Raw genomic sequence first — 26,601 nt, 5'->3', positions numbered from 1 at the left:
AGAAAGTATCGTCAGGGGAATTTTCTTGCCTAACGTCTCGTTTTTCACTACCAATTAGTGGAAACGTTTCCATTGGGAGGTGGGAGTTGGTTCAATCGGCCACAATAAAAGACGTCGCACAACGTGCGGGTTGCGGTGTAGCTACTGTAAGCCGGGTGCTGAACCAGACGGGCCCTGCCAGCCCCAAGATGCGCGAAAAGGTCATGGTGGCGGTAAAAGAGCTTGATTTTCACTTCAGTGAGGTCGGCCGATCTCTGCAAAGCAGCACAACCCGCACGATCGGTTGCGTGGTGCCATCCATCGAAAACCCTGTGTACGCCGATGCGGTGCAAGGCGCACAAGAGGTGTGTCTCGATGCTGGCTATCAAATGCTGTTGATCTGCACGAACTACAACGCCGAGATGGAAACCCATGCTATTCGGACGCTCATCTCTAAACAAGTCGATGGAATTATTCTGACCGTTGGTGATGTTAACAATAGTGAAGGGCTGGATTTGCTACGATCGCGGAAGGTGCCCTATAGCTTGCTGTACAACACGGCTCCCGAAGGACAAAACAGCTGGGCGGTGGATGACCATGCAGCGGCCGCAAAAGTGGCGAGCGTCTTTCATGATAACAAACACAAACACACAGGCTTCCTCGGGCTGGATTTTCTGAGTTCGGATCGTGCACGCCAGCGTTTCGAGGGCTTTGCCGAAGGCTGTGCCTCTCACAACATGACGCCGCCTGCTTTGCTTGAAGTCGATGACGACGTTGACGATCTGACGCTCCGACTGGAGGCTTTTCTAAAGCAGCATCCGAACATTACAGGCATCTTTGCATCAAACGACTATCGCGCCTTGGCGACCATTCGCAGCGCGCGCCAGTTGTCGATTGATGTGCCGCGCGATTTGTCGATCATCGGTTTTGACGGGATCAAAGTAGGTCAGATGATTGATCCGACCTTGGCGACGATTGCCACCGAACCACGCGCATTGGGGGCCGGGGCAAGTAAGACGATCCTGTCCATGATCGACGGTTCCACGCCGCCGGAACTCCCGAGTAAGGACCAAACATTCAGTTTCCGCGACGGGGGCAGTCTCACGCCTTTGGTTGCCGAAAGCGAAGACGACGGAAAGGTTGCAGCCTTTCCGTCGTCAAATGACCAAACCCACAGACAAGCAAAAATCCAACAGGAGAGATCACAATGAAATATAAACTTGGCGCAGCCCTTATTACAATAACGTTTGCCGCACCTGCATTTGCTGAAGATGCAGTGTGTTACAACTGTCCACCGCAATGGGCTGATTGGGGCTCAATGTTGGAAGCGATTGACGAAAACCTCGATATTCAGATGCCGCATGACAACAAGAACTCTGGCCAGACGCTCAGCCAGCTTTTGGCAGAGCGTGACAACCCGATCGCTGACGTTGCTTATTATGGTGTGACGACTGGTATCAAAGCCGGCAATGAGGGTGTTGCAACACCGTATTTCCCTGCGGGGTTTGATGAAATTCCTGATGGCCTGAAAGACCCAGAGGGCCGCTGGTTTGCGATCCACTATGGCACACTTGGGTTTTTTGTGAATGTCGACGCCCTTGGTGGCGCAGAAGTGCCACAGTGCTTCGCTGATCTGAAGGACCCGCAGTATCGAGGCATGGTCGGATATCTTGATCCGTCGTCGGCATTTGTTGGCTACGCGGGCGCGGTTGCCGTCAATCTCGCCTTCGGGGGCGATCTGGGCAACTTCGATCCAGCGATCAACTACTTTAACGAGTTGGCTGAAAACTCACCCATCGTTCCCAAGCAAACATCTTATGCACGCGTGGTATCCGGCGAAATTCCGATCTTGTTCGATTATGATTTCAACGCCTATCGCGGCAAGTACGAAGAAGACGGCAACTTTGAATTCGTGCTTCCGTGCGAAGGGTCGGTGCGCGTTCCTTACGTGATGAGCCTGGTGAACAACGGACCAAACCCAGAACTGGGAAAGCGGGTTCTCGATTTCATTCTGTCCGACGAAGGTCAGGCGATCTGGACGAATGCCTATTTGCAGCCAGCCCGCCCTGTTGAGCTGCCTGCTAAGGTGGCCGATAAATTCTTGCCCGCGAGCGATTACGAACGCGCCGTTGCTGTGGACTATGCCGTGATGGAGCAAGCGCAGGCTGGGTTCGGCGAACGCTATTTGGCCGAAGTCGACTAACTCAACCCTCAAAACTGTGGGGTCGTGTTCTCGGACGCGACCCCCGAGGATTTCTTATGACAAATCGGACCTTTGTACTGGCGTGTCTCACGCCACTGTTCATCTTTTCTCTGCTGTTTTTGGCATTGCCGCTTGGGCGGTTGTTTCTTGCATCGGGCGAAGGGGACGCAGGCTGGGCAGTCTATCTCGACATCGTACGCAAACCGCGATACCTGAACACGCTCGTTCTGACAGTGCTTGTGTCGGCTGCGACCACCATTGCGGCCCTGTCGGTATCGACCACGGCAGGCATGTTTCTTGTGCGCAACCAATTTCGGGGCCGTGGAACCGTGCTGTCGGTGCTCACTCTGCCGTTGGCGTTTCCCGGCGTTGTGATCGGCTTTCTGATCATCCTGTTGGGCGGTCGTCAGGGATTGGTGAACCAACTGACCCCGGGCCATGTGGTCTTCGCCTATTCCGCAATTGGTTTGTTCTTGGGGTATCTATATTTTTCGATCCCGCGTGTCCTGTTGACCGTCATGGCCGCTGCTGAAAAGCTTGATCCATCGCTCGAGGAAGCGGCTCGGACCATGGGCGCATCCCCTTACCGCGTCGTGATGGACGTTATTATTCCCGGATTAATGCCGTCGTTGATTGCCTCTGGTGCGATTGCCTTTGCGACCGCCATGGGTGCCTTTGGCACTGCCTTCACGCTGGCGACGAACATCGATGTTATTCCGATGGTGATCTACACCGAATTCACCTTGTCAGCCAACATTGCCATGGCTGCGGCCCTATCAATTGTGCTGGGCATCGTCACATGGATCTTGCTGCTGATCGCGCGGTCCTTGTCAGGTTCAACCGTGGCCGGAGGAGGCTGACATGTTAAAATCCAAAACAAAAATGTTGCAATTGGCGGTCACGCTGCTTGCCTGCGCGTTTCTGTTCGTTCCTATCGTCATGTCGGTTTTGGCCGGGCTGACCGCGAACTACTTTCAGGGCGTTTCATCCGGTTTGACCCTGAGATGGGTGTTCGAAGTCTGGGAGCTCTACGCAAACAGCATTTTCCTCTCTATGGGGATCGCCTTTGCCTGCCTGATCTGCACGGTGATCATCGGCGTGCCTGCGGCCTATGGTTTAGCACGCCACCCCGGCTGGATGTCCCGCATGTTGGAAGAATTCATTTCTCTGCCGCTCGCGATCCCAGGCTTGGCGCTCGCCTTGGCATTGCTGCAACTTTACGGGTCGATGCAGGGATTTCGCGCGTCATGGACGTTTATCCTTGTGGGGCACGTTCTCTACACGCTCCCGTTCATGGTACGGTCCATTCTGGCCGTACTGGCATCCATGGACCTCAAGACGCTTGAGGAAGGGGCTGCCTCACTCGGCGCATCGCCATGGCAACGGTTTCGTGACATCGTCGTGCCCAATGCAATGCCGGGTATTCTTGCGGGTGCTCTCACGGTGGTCACGCTGTCCATCGGTGAATTCAACCTGACGTGGATGCTCCATACGCCTTACCTCAAGACACTGCCTGTTGGACTTGCCGACAGCTACGCGTCAATGCGGCTCGAGATCGCTTCGGCCTACACACTCGTCTTTTTCATACTGATCGTTCCGCTTTTGATGGCCATGCAATGGGCCTCGGCGCGCGCACAAAGGATTGCACAATGACCCTACGATTGACCCACACCGCCAAGACCTATCCCGATGGGACAAAGGCGCTTTTGCCCACCGAATTATCCGTTGGCAAAGGGGAGATTGTATCGCTCCTCGGCCCATCAGGCTGTGGCAAAACCACGTTGCTGCGCATCATCGCGGGGCTTGAGACGCCGGATGCCGGCAGCGATATCTGGTTTGACGATGACAACGTTACGGCGCTCGCTGTCGAGGATCGTCAGGTCGGGATGGTGTTTCAATCCTACGCCTTGTTCCCGAACATGTCTGTGCGGGCCAACATCGGCTACGGACTGAAAATGCAAAAGTTGCCCAAGGCCGAGATCGATGCCCGCGTGACTGAAGTGCTGGAAATGTGCCAGCTTCAGCCCTTTGCGAGCCGTGCGATTACCGCATTGTCCGGTGGCCAACGCCAGCGCGTGGCGCTTGCGCGGGCGATTGCACCGCGGCCCCGGTTGTTGCTTCTGGATGAGCCGTTGTCAGCGCTAGACGCGTCCTTGCGAGAAAGCCTGCGCGATGAGTTGGCCATACTATTGCGAGAATTCGACATCACCGCGATCTTTGTGACCCACGACCAGGATGAGGCAATGGCGATCGCGGACCGCGTCGCTGTCATGTCAAATGGTCGCGTTGTGCAAAGCGGTTCGCCAGAAGAATTGTACCGTAACCCGACATCTTCCTTTGTTGCGGGCTTTGTTGGCAACGCAATGGCTCTATCCGGTAGGGCAGATGGCACCACTCTGCATTTGGAAGGCGGCACCCTGACCTTGCCATCGGATGGCGCCGGGCAAACGGTTTACGTGCGCGCAGAAGATGTCCGGATCGAAGAAAGCGGTCCGCTGCGCGGCAAAGTTGAAGCCGTGACGTTTTTGGGGACGCACTACCGTGTTGTCATATCTGGCGTTACATCCGGCGCGATCGCGTCGATCCACTCAGGTCAAATTGCGCCCAAGGTGGGAGACATTGTTAACATGTCAATCAATCCTGAAGCCCTGATGCTGTTGCCGACTGAGGCAGACGGCGCATGACGCGCATAATTCAGATCTCCGATCCACATATCGTCCCGCATGGTCAGCTGGCCTATGGTCAAGTCGATACAGCTGAGGCCCTCACCAACTGCGTTGAAACGATCAACGCCAGCCTGCCCCAGATCGGGCCAATTGATATGGTCATTGTCGCAGGAGATCTGACCGATTTCGGCACAGAAGAAGAATATCAGCGCTTTCGTAAACTCATGGAGCCGCTCAATCTGCCGTATCGTGCCGTTCCAGGAAATCATGATGATGTAGCAGTGATGCGGACCAGCTTCTCCGATCAGCCGTGGATGCCCGTCGAAGGTCCGATTAACTGGATCGAAGATTTTGACGATCTTGTGGTGATCGGTTTGGATAGCAGTGTTGAGGGCAAAGCCCATGGCCACCTTAGCGATGCCACTTTGTCATTCTTATCCACGTCGCTCGATGTGCAAGACGGTAAACCGACGATCGTAACCATACATCACCCCCCCGTTTTGACCGGCATTGAGAAAATGGACATCCAGAACTTGCGAGAGAGCACGCAACTGCAAGCGATCTTGTCTGGATACAAAGGCGAGCTGCGTCTCACCTGCGGGCATATCCACCGCAATATCGTGGCACCCTTTGGCGGCGTGATTTGCCAGATCTCCCCCGGTGTCTCCCATGCAGTGACCATGGATCTGCGGACGGGCGCGCCCAATTGCCTGACCAAAGAGCCGGGCGGTTTTTTGTTGCACGAAATGCGCGACGGCATCATGAGCCATCACATCCCGGTCGGACAATTTCCTGGCCCTTTCCTGTTCTATCCTGAAAAATAACTGATGGATGACACCAGCATCATCCTGTTTGCTCTGCACGCTGCAGGGGCCGCAGCCCTCCTGATCTGGTCAGTGCGGCTTCTGCGGACAGGGGTCGAGCGCGCGTTTTCGGTTCAACTGCGTACTTTTTTGCGCCGCTCCAATGCAAACAGGGTGCAGGCCATGATCAGCGGCGCCTTGGCGGCCCTTTGTCTGCAAAGCGCAACGGCCGTCGCTGTCTTGGTGTCGAACTTCGCGACCAAAGGGGGCGTTGGTTTGCTTGCCGGTATGGCGATCTTGCTGGGGGCTGATATCGGCTCGGCTATCGTATCGCAGATATTGTTGGTCCGTCAGGACTTTCTGATCCCGTTGCTGTTGCTGATTGGCGTCTTCTTGTTTTTGCGCAGTGCGCGCAATGAAGCCCGGCAATTTGGGCGCATGTTGATTGGGGTGGGGTTGATCTTCGTCTCGCTCGATATGATCCGTGCGGCCACCGGCCCCCTCATTGGCAGCGCAGAAACCTCCATCGTGATGAGCTACCTGGCCAACGATCTTGTGACATCCTTCATTATTGGCGCGTTGTTTGCATGGGCCGTGCATTCGTCAGTGGCCGCCGTATTGTTCTTTGTCACCCTCACAGCACAAGGTCTTTTGCCGCCCAGCGGTACGGCGGCGATGGTGTTGGGCGCTAACGCGGGCGGCGCCGTCTTGGCTTACGTACTCACACTTGGCGCTCCGTTGACCGCACGCCGCATGGTCGTTGCCAATGTGGTGCTGCGTGGTGGCGGCGCAGTGGTGGTTCTTGTGGCGTTGTCGCAAAACCAGAGTGATCTGAGCTGGCTCGGCGCTGATGCGTCCCGTCAGATCATAAACCTGCACCTGGCTTTCAACGTCGGGCTCGCAATCGTTTGTCTTCCCGTCCTCGGCGGGATCGCTTCTGCCACGATCGCGTTGACGCCGGAGCGTGACGACGCAAGCCCGCTCATGCAAAGCTCGGCCCTTGATCCGGCAACTTTGGGCCAGCCGGCGCGTGCCTTGTCTTGCGCTGCGCGTGAGATCTTGAAGATGGGCGAAGAGACGGAAACCATGCTGCGAACCTCCATCGCCCTATTCGACGTTTGGGATGCTCCCACAGCCAAGGCGATCACACAGAAAGCGGACCATGTCGGCACGCTACACACGGACATCAAAAGTTTCCTCGCACAGCTCGACCACGAACACCTGTCAGAAGTCCAACGAGACAAAGCAGGAGAGTTGGCATCCATTGCGCTCAATCTTGAAACCGCAGCGGCGGCCATCTCGCGCGGTCTTGTGGCGCAAGCCGGTGAGATTCAGGCCGAAGGTTTAGCATTTTCAGAAAGCGGTTGGTCCGATCTGATGGATTTTCATGACAGGGTCCTCAGCAATTCTCAGCTTGCGCTGAGCGTCTTGATGACGGGCGCACCGGACGCGGCCCGCCAGTTATTGCGCGCAAAAGACAAAGTGCGAAAGGCCGAAGCCAAGCTGCAAGAACGCCATCTTGCGAGGTTGCGCGATAGCATCTCTGCCAGTTTTGAAACGAGCAGGATTCACCAAGACGTTCTGCGCACGCTCAAGAGTATCAATGCCGCATTTGCCACGATTGGTCAGCCGATTGCGGCGCGATCCGGTGACCTTTTAACGTCTCGTTTGTCTACCAAATCAAAGGCAAGCACCGCATAGACCGCGCCGCTGTGGGACAAATTGAAAGCCAATACTGCAATGCAATCCGTCCAAGACATTTTTGACCGTTACCAATCCGTCCGGTCGCGCTTACCAGAAGCCACGTTCGCGCAGTGTACCAAGACGATCGGGTCTCCTATGGATATTGCGGATGACGTGGATGCGTACGTCTTCGACGCGTTCGGGGTTTTGAATGTCGGCGAAACACCAATCCCCGGTGCGGCGGCGCGTCTGGATATGTTGCGCGCGCGGGGGTGTGCTATTCGGGTCTTGTCCAACGCAGCAAGTTACAACCACCAAGGAGCCGTGGGGAAATTTCAAAATCTTGGGATTAAAGTCACCAGCGACGAGATTATCACCAGTCGGGATGCAACACTCGCAGATCTGGACAATCGGACATGGGGCTGTATCTCGGCCACGGCGGATGATTTATCCGATATCCCGTCAAAGACGCTCAGGTTGGGAGATGATCCAAGCCTATACGCACAGGCAGATGGGTTCTTGTTCTTGTCTTCTACAGGGTGGTCGCCGTCTCGCCAGGCGCTGCTCAGCAAAGCTCTGAAGGCTCGCCCACGACTCGTCGTGATCGCAAATGCAGACCTTGCCGCACCCCGCGAAACTGCGTTTTCCCAAGAACCAGGGTATTTCGGCCATCTTTTGTTAGATCAAGCGGAAGGAGACGTCCGGTTTTTCGGTAAGCCGTTTGGAGAGGTTTATGCGCTTGCCGAAGCGGGCCTTGGCGGAATCGCACCATCACGGATCGCTATGGTTGGCGACACATTGCACACCGATATTATTGGCGGTGCTGCACGTGGATGGAGCACCGTCCTTGTCACTCAAGATGGCATGTTCGCGGGCCATGACGTGCGTCACTTTTGTCATGCATCGGGGATTAACCCCGATTGGTGTGTAAAGCGTATTTGAATGCGATGCGTCCGCAAGTGCCCGTTTCAAGTTGTCAAATTTGAAGCTTAATTTTTTGCCAAGCCACGGGGAAACGCAAGAAAATCTCATGTGGAACAACGGAGCAATTTCAGTTTACTGAAAATCCGGTCTAGAGCTCTGTAACCAGTTGCTAACCTTTACAGTTTTGATCTCCGTTTCATCCCGCAACTTGATCCTTGAGCATGCCATGTCCGGTGTTGCTCGTATGAATGACCGGTTGTTCCGCCGCGCAGCGGCTTAGAGATTTACGCTGTTGCGGCAATTTCCGTGCTGCGTGCGCGCGCAGCACAAAATTTACAGGTCCACTCTGGGCTCAAAGCTGACCTTAGCTGCGCATGGAATATTTGTGGAAGCACGCCGACAAAGATCGAAAATGGTTTCGAAACAGGCGCACTGATGTTTCTCGAAAAGGGGTTTTGTGAGCTTTTCTATGGACCACTTCTTCGGTCTGAAACGTAAAAAACTTCCGCATCCTGTAAACCAAGCTGTAAACTAACAGCTGATATTCGTTATGGATATGGCCTAAGTCATTGAAAGTAAATGGAGGCGAGTACCGGAATCGAACCGGTGTACACGGATTTGCAAGACTAAGCATGCCGCTGAAAACTATAGGGAAAATGATTAGAATGCTGCCAGAAATGGGCGGAACATAGGGCGAATGTTTAGACGGTCATTTCAGATCGGCTACTTGAGGCTCGTTACTATTTTCGGGTCCTTGTCCAAGCCAAAATGTCGGAAACAAATTCAGAGAGAGCTGCTCCCCGATTGGTCTCGGAATCTAGGAAATTGAACTCCTGAGAAACTATCGCAGGTCCAGTTTTTTCGATAGAGAACTCGTAGCAACCGCCTTCTAAGTCCAAATTGCGATTGTATCGGACGACCCGCCAGAACCCCAATTCGTTTGCCTCGTCGTTGAGGACCAGCCCCCAAGAGAAGCCGCGCTCGTAGTCTGTTGAGATCCAGCGGTCATGGTCGATAAGGTTGATCTTGTATGGAAGAGGCATATGAGTTGTCTCCGTACCTTTAGCCTGTTGGCCCGATTTCTATTCGTGTTTTGTCTCTTGAACCAATTGACCGTTCGTCCCGCGTCTAAGGCTTGCCGCCATACTTGGGCCTGAAGGAAAGCCAACATGCGAACAAAGAGAGCTTCTGCGGGAATTTCGCACTTCCTATCAGGGCGTATAGTGAAATCTGGATACCTAGAGTGGAGGTCTCTTTGAGGGTAATTGAACCAGCCCTTCGCGTTATGGTTGCGTGCAGGCTGGTGTCTTGTAAAGTGCTTGTATGTTAAGATTTATATTTAGAGCAATATTTAGAAAAAAGTACCGGCCGAAATCCCGCCCGATCAAGAGATTAGCCGGAGAAAAGCTCGCCTACAATGCCGAGCGAAAAATAGCGATTTCTTCAAGGCAACCCAGTGAGCCACAAGCCCAATCATCAGAGCCCCCAGCCCATTCAAGACACTCGATTGGAGCTTTTGAGGCGGCGGCCGCACATCCAGTAAAGCCTCCGTTGGTACTGGAAGGGCCAGCCTTTATTACAGACGGCGACACTATTACGGTTCGAAAAACCCAAGTACGTCTTTACGGAATCGACGCGCCTGAGTTGGATCACCCGTATGGCAGGAAAGCAAAATGGGCCATGGTGCGTCTATGCAAAGGCCATCGCATTCGCGCTGAAATCATCGAAGAAGATGTATATGGCCGCACCGTTGCAAAGTGCTTTCTACCTGATGGTCGGGACCTTTCAGCAGAGTTGGTCAAGCAAGGACTGGCCATCGATTGGCCAAAGTTTTCTGGAGGCAAATATAGCTATTTAGAAGTCGAAGGTGTCCGTAAGAAACTTTGGCTTGCTGATGCACGCCAAAAGGGTCGCATGCATGTTTGGGAGCAGTTTGAAGCGCGAAAAAAATGCTGATAGTTACGCGAGATGACTCATGCAGGTTGCAGCATTTTGGTAAGTCAAATCACACGGAGTGGACAAAACACTCGTTTCCAGTGTTGTACCCAAACGCTACTTTTCCGATTATTGATAGGCCTTGGTGTAACTAACGTTTCAAACAAGTAGACCGCCCCTTCGCACCATGCGAGACAAATTGTAGGGCTGTTGGAGAAAGATTTTATGAAGAACTTTATTATCGGCGGGCTGCTTTGCCTTTTAGCGGCTTTGTTTTTCGGTGTTGAGCCGCTGCAGCGATTTGTCAATGAGACAACGAGCAAAGGGACTTTGCGGGGCGTTGAAACCTGTTTATCCTATTCAAGCAGTGAACTCCTCTCCACAGAAGTTGTCAGGTCAACTTGTACCTTGGCCTTTCAGAAGCCTCTTTATGGCAATGACAATGCGACAGGTAAGGCTGGGCCACGCATAGACCAACAGTTGGTCAGCTGGGGCGGGCTTCTTGAGAATAAGACGGACGACCACGTGACTACATGGATACGACTTTCAGTCGGTATCTTCGACACGGAAGGCAACGAACAAACGTTCTCCGTCGAAACACCTATTTGGATAGAGCCACTTGCCCAAACTGAATTCAAAGTGGAGTTGCCTGACGTTAATGCCGAGCAATTCGATAATCTTGAATTTTGTGAATTAGAGGACGTTGCGCGTAAGAGCTGCATGTCGTGGGGTATCACTGAAATTATGGGGCTTTCGCTATAGTCCAAATGCAATGGATAGAACGTTGCCTGCCAGCGGCAGCTTGTAGGGCTATCATAAATTGACATATGCTCTGCAAGCCGAGTGTCCCCTTACCGCTCTGACCCTACCAACGTTCACAGCCCAAAGCTGCCGTTGGTCGATCTTGCCGCGGATGGCGGCTCCCAGCCCGAAGCGGACGTGCTGCATCGACCGCACAGGCGGGAGGGAGACTTTCGTCGCGTTAACTATAAATGGCGGTGTCGTTTGCTTTATGTAGCGCACGTCCAAGTTACGGTGGGTACGATGAGTGGTTAAGTCTTGCCTTTGGCGTCCGTCTTTATTGTTTTGGCTCTGGCGCGAGCGGCCTCAAAGCCAGGACCGTTAGGCCGATTATAATTGACGGTGGCAACGTATTCATCTTCATGAGTATTCCCAAAAAAATCTTCATAAGTAACCCTAAATCCAAAAAAAAGGCGCTGAGCTTTACTAGAAATCATTCCTTTATCAATAGCGCCAGTTTGGATGGAAGAGGTATAGGTAGTGTTCGGATGGTGGATGTCCTCTCTCCCGAGGACTACCCAATCATGGCTATCGAAAGAATTGGCATCAACTGGGAAGTGACACATGCCTGCCTTTCCCTCTATCGACTTTATAAAAGCTGGACTGCGGCCAATGTTGGTTAAGTACATATCGACAGTGCCATTCTCCATTACACTTTCATCTGGCAGACCGACATTGGAAAGCGAAATGTAGGGTCTAGTTTGCAACTCACCAACTACTCGCGTGACTTCAACTGCTTCTTGCGCAGCTGAATTAGCGCTTCGAGTAAGCCTAAGCGTCCAATTCAACAGGATGGTTCCGAGAGCGACCAAAACTGTGGAAGCCCAAGAAGCCCACATCATACGCTGGGTGACTTCATTCATGCCTTGCTGGGTAGCAAGACTGTCCTTTTCGATTTGTCTGCTTGCGCGTTTTTCGGCTTCACGTGATGCGGTGACCTCATCGCTTTCGACAATAACCACGGGAAACGGGTTCGGAAAATCTATGATTTGAATTTGCTGATCGGTGGCTGGCTGTTCGGTTTTAACATCTTGCTCTTGAGCCTGCACTGATCCAGCTAAACTTAATCCAATAATTGCATAGATTTGCAGCCAAGGTCGAAAAGGCATTGTAAAAAGGTCCTTCGTTAAATTTGCCTCTGCCGACTTTATTACGCAGATTGCCTTCGTTGTCTTTAATTCATTTCGGCACACTGCTTCAGTACCAATTTAGTGCAGTATTCGAAATATTCATTTTCTAACTGCCGTACACCGCACAATGTAACAATGTCAGCTTTGCTCCATAAAAATGCTGCGACGATACGACTTTGCAGAGGTCGCTATCTGCGCATAGCTGACCTTGAAGCAGCGTGCAGCGAACGACCGCATTCCGCCCCTAGCAACTTTCCGCATAGGCCTGTTTAGAAGGTCGCACACAGTCTCAGCCGGCTGCCCTGCTGTGGTTGTGGTGCCGCAGCCCTCTATAGCCCCACATAAACGCTTAGATTGCCTCGCTGCGCCCCAGTAGCACCGCACCTCCGAAGAACATCATAATTCGTAGGAGGAGCGGGGCGGGTCACATACATACACCCCTTGTTCCTGTATACATTTAGTGGAAATCCAAAACTGTAACATTTACGGCCAAAGCCTGCGCCTTCGCGCTGAGCCGGTCCGATTGGCCTCTGTGTTTCGATGCATAATTGACCGGTTTCTCATTGAGAAATTATTCGCACTGATGAGAACGAGTCACGAACATCTACGACACGTACTGAAACAGCTGATTGTAACATTTGCAAAAATTTGGGTTTCAATTGTCTCAGATTCCGCCTGCCTGTACCTTGGTCCCCAGTTAGATTGCATGGGCGCTCCCGCACATTCAGCCGAATGGATGCGCAAGCGAACTTGGAGAACGGAACCCGCAAGGTAGACCAAAATGGCACGGACAACGATTGAAGAGAAAGCGCTGCGTTTACTGAACGCCTTTGAGTGTGCCGGAAAGTCAGTTGGGCGTGTCACTATCGATGGGAAGAAAATCGAGCTGGTTCTTGCTGGTCCGACAACAGTCGATGAGTTTGATAGGATAGATATGCGTCATGACAAAACGTGAGTTGCCCAAGCACGTATACCGCCAACGAAACGGGTTGTATTTTCAGCGACGGGGATGGAAATCCCAAAAATTTTTGGCTGAGTTTGGCACACCTGAATTCTGGACCGAATATGCGTCCATTCTTTCAGGTGAACGCCCTGTTTCTAAAATTACAGCTCGTTCCTTCAAGGCACTTATCAAGAGCTACCATCGATCAAGCAGATACACTCAGCTCAAGCCGCGCACCGCGCTGGATTATGACAAGTATCTGCGCTTCTTTGAGGATGTCATGGGGGATGCCAACCCAGTTAACATGAAGCGCAAGGATGTAATCCGATTGCGCGATTCAAACGCGGATAAGCCATACTTTGCCAACTATTCGCTGCGGGTGCTGCGGGTTCTGTTGGAACACTGTGTCGATTTAGGGTGGCGTGAAATGAATCCCGCGCGCGGTGTGTCAGAAATCAAGACGGTCAAGAAAGCGCGGTCACCTTGGCCGCAAGAGCTTCTGGATCAATACAGAATTGCCTGTCCTCTCGGAACGCGAGAACGTCTCGCTATGGAGCTGTGTGTTGGCACGGGGCAACGCATTGGCGATGTAATCGAAATGCGATGGTCAGACATTCAAGACGGTGGCTTTGCTGTTCGTCAAAACAAAACAGGAAAACAGCTCTGGATTCCGATCCTGCCAGAACTGCAAGCGGCACTGGACGCGGCAAGTCGGCACTCTGTGTTTATCCTGACCAATGAGCGGGGGACAAACCGCTGGTCTTATCGCGGTGTTGCGCAAGCGGTAAAAAAGGTCCGAGACCAGATCAACGCGCTCGATTTTGATATCCATAGCTGGCGCTACAACGCAGCATGCGAATTGGTCGAGGCTGGCTGCGGTGACGATCTTGTCGCTGCTGTAACTGGCCAAAGCGCTGCGATGGTCCAGCACTACACAAAGCAGGTCCGTCAACGCGTCAGAGCGATCCAAGCACAGCAAATGCGAACAGAACAAAAACAGAATGTTTAGACATTTGTTTAGACTCTGATTCGCTCACATCGAATAATCGGGCTAAGTCATTGATTTTGTGTGGAGGCGAGTACCGGAATCGAACCGGTGTACACGGATTTGCAATCCGCTGCGTCACCACTCCGCCAACTCGCCTCACGTGGTGTACGACCGTTGTTCTATCTTGCTGAACCCCGCGTCGCGGTGCCAGTTTAGTGCTCTGGCAAGCGAGATGAGGCTTAAGAGTTTCGAAGGTTGATGTCCAGATGCAATGACCCGTTCGTTGTTGAATAAATTGCACTTTGTGGTCCGACTCTGGCCTGCGGTATCGGGCACTGGAAAGGGCGTTCGTTTTCGCCTGAATGGGGTGGATGGTGAAAAGTTGGCAAAGCTTCGATCAAATGCCACTCAAACCAATCATGAATCGTTGCCCCTCTTGTCGAGTTGTGGCATTACGAGAAAAACGTATCTGAACGAAAGAGTTTAGCTGGTGGCAAGTTTTTCAGACCGCAGAACTATGATGGTCGACACGCAGGTCCGTCCATCGGATGTAACAAAATTCCCAATCATCGACGCGATGCTGTCGGTCCCGCGCGAGAACTATGTTCCAGCGGACCAACGCGAAGCGGCTTATGTTGGCGAAAACATGGAGCTTGGCGGAGGTCGCGTTCTGCTAGAAGCGCGAACCCTTGCTAAGATTTTGGATGCTTTGGCGCTTGAGACTGAAGATGTTGTGTTGGATCTCGGCTGTGGCCTTGGGTATTCGACTGCAGTTCTCGCCCACATGGTGCATGCCGTTGTGGCCGTCGAAGACGAAGGCCGCGCGGACGAAGCGCAGGCCGTTTTGTCAGAGAATGGCGTCGACAATGCCGCTGTGATTTCGGGTGCTCTGTCAGAAGGCTGCGCAAAAGAAGGCCCGTATGACGCTATCCTGATTCAGGGTGGGGTCGAGGCCGTGCCGGAAGCTCTGACAAATCAGCTCAAAGACGGCGGACGCATCGCAGCCATCTTTATCGATGGCGCGTTGGGTCGCGTTATGATCGGTCATTTGAACTCTGGTCGTTTGTCATGGCGCTTCTCGTTCAACGCAGCTGCGCCCGTCTTGGACGGATTTGTGAAAGAAACAGAATTCGCTCTCTGAGTAAAAGAGGCGCCCGCTGCTAGGTACTTTGAATATTGAGAATTGAGGGATACGCATGATCCACTTTAAGACTGCTGCCAGAGCTGCGCTTGTTGCTACGTATGTTTTGTGGACCCCAATTGCGACGCAAGCCGAAACACTCGCTGATGCACTTGCCTCTGCGTACACTCATTCAGGATTGATCGACAAAAACCGTGCGCTGTTGCGCGTCGCGGATGAGGATGTCGCGATCGCGGCAGCCGCTCTCAAGCCGATCATCACTTGGTCGTCGTCGATCACTTATACGGATATGGGGGGCGCGTCGCTTCTTGATGATGTCAATGTAAACCTAGATCTAAACGCTGAATTGCTGCTCTACGATTTTGGTGCTTCAGCGACGGCTGTGGAATCGCAAAAAGAACTGGTTCTGTCGACACGCGAGACATTGAAGCGGGTCGAGCAAGAGATCTTGTTTCGTGCGGTTGAGGCCTATGTAGATGTCCGTAGTTCCAGCGAAAGCCTAGCCTTGCGTCAAAGCAATGTTCGGGTCATCACCCAAGAGTTGCGCGCAGCGCGCGACCGGTTTGATGTTGGTGAAGTGACCCGTACAGATGTTGCATTGGCAGAGGCGAGACTCGCGTCTGCGCGCAGCCTTTTGGCCTCGGCTGAGGGACAGCTACAGCGTGATGTTGCTGAGTATGTCGCGGCTGTTGGGCGCAAGCCCGGGCGTCTTGCCACGCCGTCAGCAAATCTAAATCTTGCAAATTCGATCGAGCGGGCAACGGCGATTGCGTTCCGCACGCATCCCGCCATTCTCAAAGCACAGCATGACGTTTCCGCAACTGAGCTGAACATTCGTCGTGCCGAGCTTGCTATGTCACCCACGCTTCGCGGGACCGCTAGTGCCCGGATGGACGAAGATCGAAACGTAAGCGAGACTATTGGTTTGCAAGCGGGCGCTACAATCTACCGTGGGGGCGAATTGTCTGCGCGTCTGCGTCAGGCTCAGGCGCGTCGTGATGCGTCGCGTGCTGATTTGCACATCGTACGCCATCAGGTCGAGCAGGGCGTAGTTAATGCCTATTCACTGCTGGAGGTTGCCAACGCGAGCCGTCAGGCGTCTGAGCGGCAAATCCGCGCGTCTCGCGTCGCATTTCGTGGCGTCAGAGAAGAGGCGACATTGGGTGCACGTACAACGCTAGATGTTTTGAATGCAGAACAAGAGTTGCTAGACGCTGAAGCCGGTTTGATCACCGCCCAATCTGACGAAGTTCGGGCCGCCTACGGTGTTCTGTCTTCAATGGGCTTGTTGACTGCTGAACATCTTGGCCTTGCCGTGCAGGTCTATGATCCTGCCGCTTACTATAATCTTGTCAAAGATGCCCCTGCGATCAGGTCTGATCAAGGTGCCGCACTGGACCGTGTTCTGCGTTCGATCGGAAAAGAATAAGAATTTTCCTATCGGTTGTTTAGAATCGGTGGGACAGCTAAGATGCGCCTGAGGCAAAGCAGGAAATTCCAATGTCCGACCCGGTGACAAACATCGAAATCGAAGACGTGTTGTCGTCTATCCGCAGGCTCGTGTCTGAAGATGATCGTGGTGACGCGGTTGAGGCGGATGCACAGACTGACGACGAAATGGTTGCAGAGCGATTTGTTCTGACACCTGCTTTGCGCGTGGCCGAGCCTGTTGAAGATCGCGACGTTCCGGTTGAGTCTGGCGCTGGCGCTGGCGAGGCGACGGAAGACGAAAACGATCTCGAGGACGTCCGCGAAACCTTTGCCGAAGTTGTGACTGGCGAACCTGCGCCGCAGGACAGTGTTGAAGAAGCCGTGGCCGAGACTGAAGATGTCACGGAAACGGCTGATCTAGACCTGACAGACGCGGTCGACGCATTCGTTGCGGAAGAGGCAGAGCGTGCGGCAGATGCTGCCGTCACCGACATCTCTTTGGATGAAAAATTGGCAGAAGCAGCCGTATTTGTGGCACCTCGCGAGGTCACTGATCTGGAAAGCAAGATTGCGGAGCTTGAGGCGGCAGTCGGCGAGAGCGATGATGACTGGGAAACCGAAGAGCCGGCAGATGAATCCGTCACGTTGAGCCAAGAATGGGAAGACGTAGAGACGCTTTCTGACCTTGATGTGCAACCATTAACGCTCGAAACAACCAGCACTGATGAAGCCTCGGCTCAGGGTGCTGCAGTTGATGAAGACGAGCCAGATCTTGCTGCGATTTTCGGCGACGACAGTGTTATCGACGAAGACATGTTGCGCGACATGGTGTCTGATATTGTCCGTCAGGAATTGCAGGGCGTTTTAGGCGAGCGGATCACGCGCAATGTGCGCAAATTGGTCCGCCGCGAAATTCAGCGGGGTCTAGCTTCTCAAGAGTTCGAGTGAACAGTCTCTGCCATTTCGAGAACTGCATCTAGATCGAGCGTTTGCTCAACGTGATCGGCCAATGCGTCGAGCGCTAGATCTACATCTTCATCATAGTTCATATCGCTGATCTGCGCGCCCAGTTGTTCGAAAAACGAACGGCGGAACGCGTCTTGTGAAAAGAGGCCGTGCAGATAGCATCCTCTGACTTGACCGTTGGGTGATGCAGCACCTTCGCTGCGTCCTTGAACATCCAGCCATGCGCGCTTGCGATCTGGGCCCGTCGTCTCACCGATGTGGATTTCATAGCCTTCCACCTTGTCGCCTGTCAGGCGGCTCGTGCCTGTGGTCTGTGCGAGGCGTTTCTCGGGCTTCATTTCGGTGACGACGTCCAAATGTCCCAACCCTTCAAATTGACCAACTTGGCCTTCGATTCCATCTGCATCGATGATTTGGGTTCCAAGCATTTGATACCCCCCACAAATGCCAAGCACAGCACCGCCACGTCTGATGTGTGCGGCGAGGTCGATATCCCAACCCTGTGCGCGAAAATGAGCCAGATCAGCAATGGTTGATTTTGAGCCCGGGATCAGGACCAAGGTCGCATCTGCGGGCAGGGGGCGACCCGCCTCTACAATATCAACGCTGATCGATGGATCTGCCGCCAATGGATCAAGGTCGTCAAAGTTCGCGATACGATTCAGCCGTGGAGCCGCTACTTTGATGTCGCCAGTTCGAGAGGATGAGATATCCATGACATCCTCGGCCGGCAATTTCCAAGCATCAGCAAACCATGGGCACACTCCGACGGATGTCCAACCCGTTCGCTTTGCGATTTCGGCCAACCCGTCGTCGAACAGGGTGACGTCGCCTCGGAACTTGTTGATGAGAAACCCCTTGATCCGGTCTCGATCAGATTTGGGCAGTACCGCGTGCGTGCCAACCAATTGTGCGATCACGCCACCTCGATCAATGTCACCGGCAAGAACCACCGGAACGGACGCTGCTTCGGCAAAACCCATGTTGGCAATGTCACCGGCACGCAGGTTAATTTCGGCAGGGCTGCCAGCCCCTTCGACAATAACTAGGTCGTGCTGCGCAGCAAGCCGGTGAAAGCTGTCCAGAACGGCCGTCATCAATTGTGGCTTGGCCTTAGCGTAATCTCGCGCCTTGAGCGTCGCATAGCGTGCACCTTGCACGATGACTTGGGCGCCGACATCAGATTCAGGTTTAAGCAGAACAGGATTCATATCAACCATCGGTTCCAGTCCACATGCACGAGCCTGAAGCGCTTGGGCACGGCCAATCTCGCCTCCGTCGGCAGTGACGGCTGCATTGTTCGACATGTTTTGTGGTTTGAAAGGTGCTACGGACAAGCCGCGTCGCACCATGGCCCTAGCAATGCCAGCGACCAGCATCGATTTGCCGACGTTTGAGCCCGCGCCTTGTATCATGATCGCCTTGGCCATTTGGCACCTCCGGCTTAGGTTGTAGGCAGCAACAGTCCTAGGGGAAAGCCATGAACACACCAGCGCACCTGATTTTTGGCATGGCCGCATTCGCGAAGCGCGATCAACCCAAGGTCACAGCCGCCGCGTTGGCGGGGGCATTGATCCCTGACCTGTCGTTATATCTGATGGCGGGGGTATCGCTGTTCGTTCTTCAAATTGATCCCAACGTCGTGTTTGGCAAGCTCTACTTTTCCGATGCATGGCAGGCGGTGTTTCGGGTCGACAACAGTTCTGTGGTTTGGGGTGTCTTGTTGGCGATCGCACTCTGGCGCAGAACTGTGTGGGGTATTGCGCTGACGGGGGCTGCACTGCTGCACATCGGGTCGGATTTTCCGCTGCATCATGATGATGGCCGCGCGCATTTTTGGCCGCTGACATCCTGGATCTTTGAAAGCCCAGTAAGCTATTGGGATCGTGGACATCACGCGCGCATCGTCGCCCCAATCGAGATCACGCTTAGCCTGCTGTTCTGCCTCGTCTTGTTTCGACGTCTGAGATCGGTTTGGGAGCGGGCGTTGGTCGTTTCGCTCGGACTGGCCGAAGTCGCCCCCGGTTTCATCTGGTTGTTTGTCTTTGCTAGGTAATGCCGATTGGCCATAAAAAAACGCGGCCCGAGCAGAGGCCGCGTTTTAAAATTGAACTTTGGAAACGCTTAAGCGGCTTTTGCCTGCTCAGCAGCATTCCGGCGCTCGCTCTCTTCGCGTGACAGCGCAACAGAGGTACGAACACCTTTTCCAACAAAGTCCATCAATCCTTCTACGACGCGCTCGTTCGGGTCGATCCCAGCACAGGACAAAACTTCACGGCCGTCACGAGAACGCGCCCAACGAGCAATCTGCTCAGGACCGTTGCCGTATTTCTTGTCGTCTGCGATCGCATCGTCCAGAGCTGCCAAGACCACGGCTGCAAATAGTTTGCGGGCGCGGTTGCCTTGCTCGTTATTGAACGCAGTGCCGTCAACGAAATCCTTCATCTCGCATCCTTTTTTATTGCTCTTGTCTTTCTAGCGTGCCGTTGCTTATGCAGCATCTTTACCGATTCTGCGACTCTCTTTTTGCATGGCTGCCATGCGTGGGGCGCATGCCTCAGTGAACATGCCTCAGTGAACATTTAGGCCGCTTGTCATGCTATTGAGCCCAAGATATAGGGTTCAATAACCTTTCTTCAACCTTTCGCCACAGTTCGGACATATTCAACCAATGCCCAAAATCAACGGAAACGAAATCCGCCCCGGTAACGTGCTCGAACATAACGACGGGCTTTGGTCCGCCGTCAAAGTGGAGCATGTAAAGCCCGGCAAGGGCGGTGCTTTTGCGCAAGTCGAGCTAAAAAATCTTCGTACAGGATCAAAACTTAACGAACGGTTTAGATCTGCGGACAAAGTCGAAAAAGTGCGTCTCGAACAAAAGGACCAGCAGTTTCTATATGAAAATGATGGGATGCTTGTGTTTATGGACACTGAGACCTACGACCAGATCGAGTTGCCGGTAGACATCTTGGGCGATCGTCGCCCGTTCTTGCAGGACGGCATGACCGCCGTCATCGAATTCTACGAAAGCGAAGCGTTGTCAGCATCATTGCCGCAAAAGGTCATCTGCAAAGTGGTTGAGACCGAGCCGGTCGTCAAAGGCCAGACAGCGGCCAACAGCTTTAAGCCTGCGGTCTTGGACAATGGTTTAAAGGTGATGGTGCCGCCGTTCGTTGGGCAGGACGAGGATATCGTCGTGAACACTGAGACGATGGAATATTCCGAGCGCGCATAAGCGACATCATAGTTATCCTAAGAAGGGGCCGTCCAATATGGGCGGCTCTTTTGGGTTAAACCGAGCGTTCTTCTAGTGTGACGTTGATACCGTCCGAGATCATTTCATTGGCGCGATCAAAACGAAGGTACGCGAGCGCGCTTGTTCCGCTCACGGTATGGACTGTACCAACAGGTTTGCCATTGGACGTGATCTCGGCGCCTTCTGACAGTGGTTCGCTAGATGAGACCCGAGCCAACCCTTTGCGCAGTTCAGTTTTGTGCTTCATTCGGGCGACTATCTCTTGGCCAACATAGCAGCCTTTTTTGAAATCGACGCCGTTCAGGCGCTCAAACCCCATTTCTAGGATATAACTGTCAGGTCCCAGTTCGGCATCCAGCTGCGGCACCATTTGGGCAACACGCAAAGCATCCCAATCGGTTGGCATGTCTTGGGCCTCGCCATAGTCGCGCCATCCCATCGCAGGGCTACGTGGATCGGGATACGCACCGATCGGTGCGTCGCCGGTGCCTCTGGAAACGGTAATATCAAGTTCGGCAATCATGACGTCTGCGCGCAATCTGTACATTGTCAGGCGTTGCGCCAGACCGGCTGCATGGTCAGCAGCGACATCGATCCAGAGAGCATCGTCATGGTTCAGAACAAAGAAGTCGAGCATGAATTTGCCCTGTGGCGTAAGAAGGGCGGTGTAGACCAGCCCACGCTTGTTAATATCGTTGGTCACAAGGCTTTGCAGGAATGGCGTCGCGTCTGATCCTGTCAGTTCCAGAACTTTACGCATCATCGTCTTCTTTGAATTGCAATGTGTATAGGTCCGCATAAACACCGCCACGGGCCAAGAGCTCTGTATGCGTGCCTTGGTCGACGACGCGCCCTTGGTCCATGACCACAATCTTGTCGGCATCGCGGATGGTCGATAGGCGGTGGGCAATCACCAATGTTGTACGCCCCTGAGAGAGCCGTTCGAGGGCTTTCTGAACGACGGCCTCGGATTGCGCATCCAGCGCCGATGTTGCCTCGTCTAGCAACAAGATCGGAGTGTTACGCAAAAGTGCGCGAGCGATGGCTACGCGTTGGCGCTGACCGCCAGACAGGTTCGACCCCCGCGGCCCCGCAGGGCTATCGAGGCCCTTGGGCAGTTTGTCTAAGAAGTCTGTGACATGGCTTGCATCCAGCGCGGACTTCAACGTTGCATCGTCAACATCGGTTCGGCCCAGAACGATGTTCTCTAGGATGCTTTCGTCAAACAAGAGCGCGTCTTGGGTCACCACAGAAAACTTGGCTCGTACATCGCCGAGACCAATTTCTTCAAGCTTGATACCATCCAGTGTGACTGAACCAGCGTTGGGGTCCACAAGACGTGTCAGCACGTTAAAGATCGTCGATTTACCTGCGCCAGATGCCCCGACCAAGGCGGTTGTTTGACCAGCCTCGGCAACAAAGCTGGCACCACGCAAAACGGGCAGGTCGCCATAAAAGAGTTCGGTTTCTGCCAGCTCAACGCGCGGAGGAGCTGTCGGCGCTAATTTGGCTGTGACTGGCGAAGTGATCGAAGGACGCATGTCGAACAATTCGCGAATACGTTCGATCCCCGCCGCGGCATTCTGCCATAGGCCAGACAGGCCCGCGAGACGGCGTAACGGCTCGAACGCGAGCCCCATAGCAGTGAAGAACGACATGAATTCGCCGATGGATTTTTCACCATCAATGATGTCGCGGCCGCCGTATAAAAGCACAGCAAAGAAACCGATGCCTGCCATGATATCGGCCAGGCCTGGGATAAATGCGCGACCCATTGCTGATTTGACTTCGACCTCGACCCGTTTGTCGATGAGGGCGGCATAGCGACCAGATTGATAGGTCTCTAATGCATTCAGTTTGATCGGATTGATGCCATGGAACACTTCATCCAGACGCAGCGACATCTTACCCGCCACTTCGCGTGCGATCTTTGATTTGCTGCGCACATATTGTTGGGCGAGGTAGGCAGGGAGAACCATCAGAGGGGTTCCCATTACAGCGACCAAGGTCCAGCGCCAATCGACCGTTAGTGTGACGATGATCAGCGAAATCAGCGCGACTGTGTCGCGTCCAGCACCGGTAATCAGCGCAGACCAGATCTTGGCCACGCCGCTCACGTCACCTTGGACCCGTTCAATCAAATACCCAGGTGGGTTTTTTTGGTGAAAACCGGTGTCCAATGTCATTAGGTGGCTGGCCAGATCGTTTTTGATCACGGCGACACTGCGTTGTGCGACAAGGGTGATCAGAATTTTCTGCGCGACCGATGTGATGGCACGGGTAAAAAAGATACCTAAGATGACAAAGCCAACGACCCAAACAGCGCCCTCGCGTCCTTCGACAAACACGGTGTCGAACATGGGGCGTAGCATGTAGCTGAGCAGGCCCAGCATCGATCCTTCGATCGCCATCAACAAGAAGGCGATGGACATGATCCATTTGTATCGGCTGAGGTAGGTGGACCACAGCCATCTGAACAACGATCTGTTGTCGCGAGTTTGATCAGTCATCTTTGCCACCACGTGAGTGCACGAAAGCTGGCCTTGATGCGTTCGCGATCATAGTTTTGAGCGACCCAGTCGCGAAAAGGCAGCGAGGTGTCAGCCGTATCAGCGGCATAAACATCGAGCACATGCCCCATGATCCCTGCTGAGGATTTGCGAACATGTAGCGTGCGAAAGGAAAGCTCTGATCTGGCATCTTTGGTAGGGTGACCCATCACGATCATTCGGTAAAGGGCAGATCCCAGTCCGGCGCGATCAGCGCCAGATTTACAATGAATTAAAACAGGTCGTTCAGTGGTTTCTAGCGCATCGACAAGATCTAGAAGGGCCTGTTGCCGGGGGGCTTTGCGTGCGTTTAACCGGATATCGATCAATGTGATACCTTTAGCTGTGCACAGCTCTTTTTCGGCGTAGTAGTGGCCGGCTTTGCTTGCACCACGCAGGTTGATGATTGTTTTCAGCCCAAGGCGGTCAATATCAGCGCCAAATCGAGCGGCGTCACCGTGGTTTGACCGGTAGACGCCGGTGTCCAAGGTGCGGAAATTAGTCCAGAATTTGCGCAAATAAGCGTGGTCGAACAGCATATCATGCCACCACGCTTGGGATTTTCCTTCAGGCGTCGCCCACTCTTGCTCGGACTGATCGCGCATTTCGTTGCGCCATCTGCGGTATTTGGTCGAGGTGCGGCCTAGCATGTCCCTATCCTTTGCTTCGTGCCGATGTAGTGGTTGTGGTTCTATGTGGCAAGGCGCGGCAAGGATGACCCGTCGTCCGATTGTGATGTGGTCTATCACAAAACATTCTCGTCAAGCGATTGACCTCGCCAAAATGGGGCGTAGGGTTTGTTGACCCCAACGAAAGAGCGCATTGCTATGTCACTTGCCAACGGCCGCCGTTATCTCGCCATTCCGGGCCCATCTGTTATGCCAGATTCTGTCTTGCGAGCGATGCACAGGGCAGCACCGAATATCTATACGGGTGAATTGCACGATGTGACGGCATCTTTGATCCCTGATCTCAAACAGGTTGCCCGAACTGAGCATCATGCCGCGATCTATATTGGCAATGGACATGGGGTTTGGGAGGCGGCTCTCGCCAACACATTGTCGCGTGGCGACACGGTCCTGGTTTTGGCCACTGGTCGTTTTGCGCACGGGTGGGGAGAGATTGCATCCAAAATGGGCATCACTGTTGATCTGATTGAGTTCGGCCAGACGAGCGACATCGACCCACAGCTGGTCACGGAGCATTTGCGCGCGGACACCCAAGGTAAGATCAAAGCGGTTCTGTCTGTGTTTGTAGATACGTCAACCAGCGTCAAATCAGACGTCGCCGCCGTCCGAGCGGCGATCGATGCGGCAGGGCATCCCGCGCTCTTGCTCGCAGATTGCATCGCATCGTTGGGTTGCGACCGGTTCGAGATGGACGCATGGGGCGTCGATGTCATGGTCACGGCTTCGCAAAAGGGGCTAATGACGCCTCCGGGCGTTGGATTTGTGTTCTTTAATGACAAAGCGAATGCAGCGCGCGACACAGCTGACTGTGTGACGCACTATTGGAATTGGCGTCCTCGAATAGATCCAGATGAATACTATCAGTATTTTGACGGTACAGCGCCGACACATCACATCTACGGCCTGCGGGCAGCGCTCGATATGATCCATGATGAAGGATTGGAAAATGTCTGGGCGCGGCATGAAACATTTGCACGGGTGATTTGGACCGCAGTTGATGTTTGGAACCAAGATGGACCGCTCAAACTAAATGTACCGATCGAGGCGCAACGAAGTCACGCTGTCACATCGCTTGAAATCGGATCTCCTGACGGGGACCGCCTGCGCAATTGGATGGAGAACCATGCGGGTGTCACGTTAGGAATTGGGCTGGGCCGCGCACCACAAGATGCCTATTTCCGAATTGGGCATATGGGGCATGTGAACTCACATATGGTGATGGGTGTTCTCGCGACCCTGGATGCGGGGCTCAAGGCGCTGAATATCCCGCACGGGCGGGGGGCGATCGAAGCTGCCGCCACTGTTTTGGCCAATCATGCGGGTGATCAACTCTCGGAATGTGGTGCGCCTGGCAACAGCTGCTGCGGATAAGTGTTAGCTGGACCGTGCAGCGATCAAGGCCTCGGGCAAAGCAGCGGCCAGTTGATCCATTTGGCTCGGTGTTCCACAGCTGACCCGAATGCACCGATCTTGGGGTGCGACAAACGGCATCCTCACAAACAGATCTCTCGCGATGAGTTCTGCCAAGACACGCCGCGCAAAATCGCCGTCTTGACCGCAATCCACAGCGACAAAGTTTGTCGCCGAAGGAATGATGCTTAGACCATTGTCCGCGGCGATCTGTGAGATACGACCGCGTGCGGCAGCCACCTTCCCACGGATGTCTTCCAAATAGGCTGTGTCAGCGATTGCAGCTAGTGCACCGGCTTGACCGATCCGGCTCATCCCAAAATGATTGCGGATTTTGCCAAATGCGGTGATCAGATCGACTGGTCCGATGGCATGTCCAACGCGCGCGCCTGCCATGCCGTAGGCTTTGGAAAACGTGCGCATGCGGATGACATTGGGAGTGTTTGGATCGAAAGTGGGCGCCGTCCCTTCGGGGGCGAGTTCGACGTATGCCTCATCTAAGATCAGCAGGCAGTCGCTGGGGACTTTGGCGATCATCTCAAGCACAGTCTCGGCAGAATGATGCGTGCCCATTGGGTTATCGGGGTTGGCGAAATAAATCAGTTTCGCGCCAACTTCGATTGCTTTGGCGATCAACGCGGCTGGGTCCTCGTGGTCGTCGCGATAGGGCACAGCGTGGACCACGCCGCCAAATCCAGCGACATGATAGTTGAATGTGGGGTAGGCGCCTGCAGACGTTACAACGGCGTCTCCATCCGAAATGAAAAGCCGCACCAAATATCCCAAAAGCCCGTCGATCCCTTCGCCCACAACGATGTTTTCCATCGGGGTGCCGTAGGCTCTGCTAAGAGCGCTACGCAGATCGTAGTTTTCAGGATCACCGTACATCCACGTATCAGACGCCGCGGCTTGCATCGCGGCAATCACAAGGGGGCTGGGGCCAAAGCTGCTTTCATTCGCACCTAGGCGGGCGCTGAAGACCGAGCCGCGTGCGCGTTCTTGGGTTTCAGGGCCGACAAATGGAACCGTCGAAGGAAGCTTTTGTGCGAGTGGTGTGAGTTGGGGCTGGGTCATAGGCGCGAAGGTGGCCCAACTGGTCCAAGG

The 26,601-nt window shown here is 53.8% G+C and carries 25 protein-coding genes and 1 tRNA gene; 18 read left to right on the top strand and 8 right to left on the bottom strand.

The window, feature by feature from the left end; all coding sequences use genetic code 11:
• The first annotated feature begins 86 nt into the window (after positions 1 to 86).
• The 10 genes from TR2A62_RS08340 (at position 87) to TR2A62_RS08285 (ending at position 10,955) form a co-directional block, all read left to right on the top strand.
• Positions 87 to 1,190, top strand: a complete 1,104-nt coding sequence (locus tag TR2A62_RS08340) for a LacI family DNA-binding transcriptional regulator (RefSeq protein WP_009158753.1) — start codon at positions 87 to 89, stop codon at positions 1,188 to 1,190.
• The gene (locus tag TR2A62_RS08335; RefSeq protein ID WP_009157728.1) at positions 1,187 to 2,182 is read left to right on the top strand and encodes an ABC transporter substrate-binding protein; all 996 of its coding nucleotides are present in this window, start codon (positions 1,187 to 1,189) and stop codon (positions 2,180 to 2,182) included. Before TR2A62_RS08340 ends, TR2A62_RS08335 begins: the two co-directional genes overlap by 4 nt.
• A 56-nt stretch (positions 2,183 to 2,238) precedes the next feature.
• On the top strand, positions 2,239 to 3,042 hold the full coding sequence (locus TR2A62_RS08330; RefSeq protein WP_009160464.1) for an ABC transporter permease: 804 nt from the start codon (positions 2,239 to 2,241) through the stop codon (positions 3,040 to 3,042).
• A 1-nt stretch (position 3,043) separates the two neighbouring features.
• Complete coding sequence (locus TR2A62_RS08325; protein ID WP_009159444.1) at positions 3,044 to 3,835, top strand: ABC transporter permease; 792 nt, start codon at positions 3,044 to 3,046, stop codon at positions 3,833 to 3,835.
• Positions 3,832 to 4,866, top strand: a complete 1,035-nt coding sequence (locus TR2A62_RS08320) for an ABC transporter ATP-binding protein (RefSeq protein WP_009159804.1) — start codon at positions 3,832 to 3,834, stop codon at positions 4,864 to 4,866. Before TR2A62_RS08325 ends, TR2A62_RS08320 begins: the two co-directional genes overlap by 4 nt.
• Positions 4,863 to 5,672, top strand: coding sequence for a phosphodiesterase (locus TR2A62_RS08315; protein WP_009158737.1), 810 nt, complete (start codon positions 4,863 to 4,865; stop codon positions 5,670 to 5,672). Before TR2A62_RS08320 ends, TR2A62_RS08315 begins: the two co-directional genes overlap by 4 nt.
• Positions 5,673 to 5,675: 3 nt before the next feature.
• Positions 5,676 to 7,352: a Na/Pi cotransporter family protein gene (locus TR2A62_RS08310; protein WP_009158185.1), complete on the top strand. Its 1,677-nt coding sequence runs from the start codon at positions 5,676 to 5,678 to the stop codon at positions 7,350 to 7,352.
• Between the two features lie 39 nt (positions 7,353 to 7,391).
• A complete protein-coding gene (locus tag TR2A62_RS08305; protein ID WP_040820491.1) occupies positions 7,392 to 8,276 on the top strand; it encodes an HAD-IIA family hydrolase in 885 nt (294 codons plus the stop codon).
• Between the two features lie 1,305 nt (positions 8,277 to 9,581).
• A complete protein-coding gene (locus TR2A62_RS19090; protein ID WP_223296089.1) occupies positions 9,582 to 10,214 on the top strand; it encodes a thermonuclease family protein in 633 nt (210 codons plus the stop codon).
• 204 nt (positions 10,215 to 10,418) lie between these two features.
• Positions 10,419 to 10,955 carry a hypothetical protein gene (locus tag TR2A62_RS08285; RefSeq protein ID WP_009160700.1) on the top strand — a complete coding sequence of 179 codons (537 nt, stop codon included), beginning with the start codon at positions 10,419 to 10,421 and terminating at the stop codon, positions 10,953 to 10,955.
• Positions 10,956 to 11,245: 290 nt separating this feature from the next.
• Here TR2A62_RS08285 and TR2A62_RS08280 read toward each other — a convergent pair whose 3' ends face one another.
• Positions 11,246 to 12,103 (bottom strand): hypothetical protein, encoded by an 858-nt coding sequence (locus TR2A62_RS08280; RefSeq protein WP_009160402.1) that lies wholly within the window; start codon positions 12,101 to 12,103, stop codon positions 11,246 to 11,248.
• Between the two features lie 802 nt (positions 12,104 to 12,905).
• On the opposite strand from TR2A62_RS08280, the gene TR2A62_RS18760 reads away from it, so the two are divergent.
• Both TR2A62_RS18760 and TR2A62_RS08275 read left to right on the top strand, forming a co-directional pair.
• A complete protein-coding gene (locus tag TR2A62_RS18760) occupies positions 12,906 to 13,079 on the top strand; it encodes a hypothetical protein (protein ID WP_009158120.1) in 174 nt (57 codons plus the stop codon).
• A complete protein-coding gene (locus TR2A62_RS08275; RefSeq protein ID WP_009158911.1) occupies positions 13,066 to 14,076 on the top strand; it encodes a tyrosine-type recombinase/integrase in 1,011 nt (336 codons plus the stop codon). The genes TR2A62_RS18760 and TR2A62_RS08275 overlap by 14 nt, the downstream gene beginning before the upstream one ends.
• Before the next feature lie 61 nt (positions 14,077 to 14,137).
• Here TR2A62_RS08275 and TR2A62_RS08270 read toward each other — a convergent pair.
• Positions 14,138 to 14,211 (bottom strand) — tRNA-Cys (locus tag TR2A62_RS08270).
• Positions 14,212 to 14,545: 334 nt separating this feature from the next.
• On the opposite strand from TR2A62_RS08270, the gene TR2A62_RS08265 reads away from it, so the two are divergent.
• The 3 genes from TR2A62_RS08265 to TR2A62_RS08255 all read left to right on the top strand — a co-directional run bounded on the left by TR2A62_RS08265 (position 14,546) and on the right by TR2A62_RS08255 (position 17,575).
• The gene (locus TR2A62_RS08265; protein WP_009159756.1) at positions 14,546 to 15,196 is read left to right on the top strand and encodes a protein-L-isoaspartate O-methyltransferase; all 651 of its coding nucleotides are present in this window, start codon (positions 14,546 to 14,548) and stop codon (positions 15,194 to 15,196) included.
• Between the two features lie 55 nt (positions 15,197 to 15,251).
• Positions 15,252 to 16,625, top strand: coding sequence for a TolC family outer membrane protein (locus TR2A62_RS08260; protein ID WP_009160561.1), 1,374 nt, complete (start codon positions 15,252 to 15,254; stop codon positions 16,623 to 16,625).
• A gap of 71 nt (positions 16,626 to 16,696) precedes the next feature.
• Complete coding sequence (locus TR2A62_RS08255; RefSeq protein WP_009160612.1) at positions 16,697 to 17,575, top strand: hypothetical protein; 879 nt, start codon at positions 16,697 to 16,699, stop codon at positions 17,573 to 17,575.
• Here TR2A62_RS08255 and TR2A62_RS08250 read toward each other — a convergent pair.
• The gene (locus TR2A62_RS08250; protein WP_009159815.1) at positions 17,560 to 19,023 is read right to left on the bottom strand and encodes a cobyric acid synthase; all 1,464 of its coding nucleotides are present in this window, start codon (positions 19,021 to 19,023) and stop codon (positions 17,560 to 17,562) included. The two genes, TR2A62_RS08255 and TR2A62_RS08250, sit on opposite strands and share 16 nt — an antisense overlap.
• Positions 19,024 to 19,073: 50 nt before the next feature.
• Here TR2A62_RS08250 and TR2A62_RS08245 point away from each other — a divergent pair, with 50 nt between their 5' ends.
• Positions 19,074 to 19,649, top strand: a complete 576-nt coding sequence (locus TR2A62_RS08245; protein WP_009160411.1) for a hypothetical protein — start codon at positions 19,074 to 19,076, stop codon at positions 19,647 to 19,649.
• Positions 19,650 to 19,717: 68 nt separating this feature from the next.
• Here the strand turns inward: TR2A62_RS08245 and TR2A62_RS08240 are convergent, their stop codons facing one another.
• On the bottom strand, positions 19,718 to 20,038 hold the full coding sequence (locus TR2A62_RS08240) for a DUF6280 family protein (RefSeq protein WP_009157516.1): 321 nt from the start codon (positions 20,036 to 20,038) through the stop codon (positions 19,718 to 19,720).
• Between the two features lie 226 nt (positions 20,039 to 20,264).
• Between TR2A62_RS08240 and efp the strand changes: the two genes are divergently transcribed.
• Positions 20,265 to 20,828 carry an elongation factor P gene (gene efp / locus TR2A62_RS08235; RefSeq protein WP_009160074.1) on the top strand — a complete coding sequence of 188 codons (564 nt, stop codon included), beginning with the start codon at positions 20,265 to 20,267 and terminating at the stop codon, positions 20,826 to 20,828.
• A gap of 55 nt (positions 20,829 to 20,883) precedes the next feature.
• Here efp and TR2A62_RS08230 read toward each other — a convergent pair whose 3' ends face one another.
• Genes TR2A62_RS08230 through TR2A62_RS08220 form a run of 3 tightly spaced genes read right to left on the bottom strand, consistent with a single transcriptional unit; the run spans position 20,884 to position 24,048 of the window.
• Positions 20,884 to 21,609: a folate-binding protein YgfZ gene (locus TR2A62_RS08230; RefSeq protein WP_009158066.1), complete on the bottom strand. Its 726-nt coding sequence runs from the start codon at positions 21,607 to 21,609 to the stop codon at positions 20,884 to 20,886.
• On the bottom strand, positions 21,602 to 23,359 hold the full coding sequence (locus TR2A62_RS08225; RefSeq protein ID WP_040820480.1) for an ABC transporter ATP-binding protein: 1,758 nt from the start codon (positions 23,357 to 23,359) through the stop codon (positions 21,602 to 21,604). Before TR2A62_RS08225 ends, TR2A62_RS08230 begins: the two co-directional genes overlap by 8 nt.
• Positions 23,356 to 24,048 (bottom strand): tyrosine-protein phosphatase, encoded by a 693-nt coding sequence (locus TR2A62_RS08220; RefSeq protein ID WP_009160000.1) that lies wholly within the window; start codon positions 24,046 to 24,048, stop codon positions 23,356 to 23,358. Before TR2A62_RS08220 ends, TR2A62_RS08225 begins: the two co-directional genes overlap by 4 nt.
• A gap of 177 nt (positions 24,049 to 24,225) precedes the next feature.
• Here TR2A62_RS08220 and TR2A62_RS08215 point away from each other — a divergent pair, with 177 nt between their 5' ends.
• Positions 24,226 to 25,458 carry an alanine--glyoxylate aminotransferase family protein gene (locus tag TR2A62_RS08215; protein ID WP_040821305.1) on the top strand — a complete coding sequence of 411 codons (1,233 nt, stop codon included), beginning with the start codon at positions 24,226 to 24,228 and terminating at the stop codon, positions 25,456 to 25,458.
• A gap of 3 nt (positions 25,459 to 25,461) precedes the next feature.
• On the opposite strand, the gene TR2A62_RS08210 is transcribed toward TR2A62_RS08215, so the two are convergent.
• Positions 25,462 to 26,571 (bottom strand): pyridoxal phosphate-dependent aminotransferase, encoded by a 1,110-nt coding sequence (locus TR2A62_RS08210; RefSeq protein WP_009160519.1) that lies wholly within the window; start codon positions 26,569 to 26,571, stop codon positions 25,462 to 25,464.
• Between the last annotated feature and the right edge of the window lie 30 nt (positions 26,572 to 26,601).

The organism is Thalassobium sp. R2A62 (genome assembly GCF_000161835.1).
In the GTDB taxonomy this organism is placed as follows: Bacteria; Pseudomonadota; Alphaproteobacteria; order Rhodobacterales; family Rhodobacteraceae; genus Thalassobium.
Note: the sequence above shows the minus strand (reverse complement) of the source record. Positions and strands in the feature narration are given on the sequence as shown.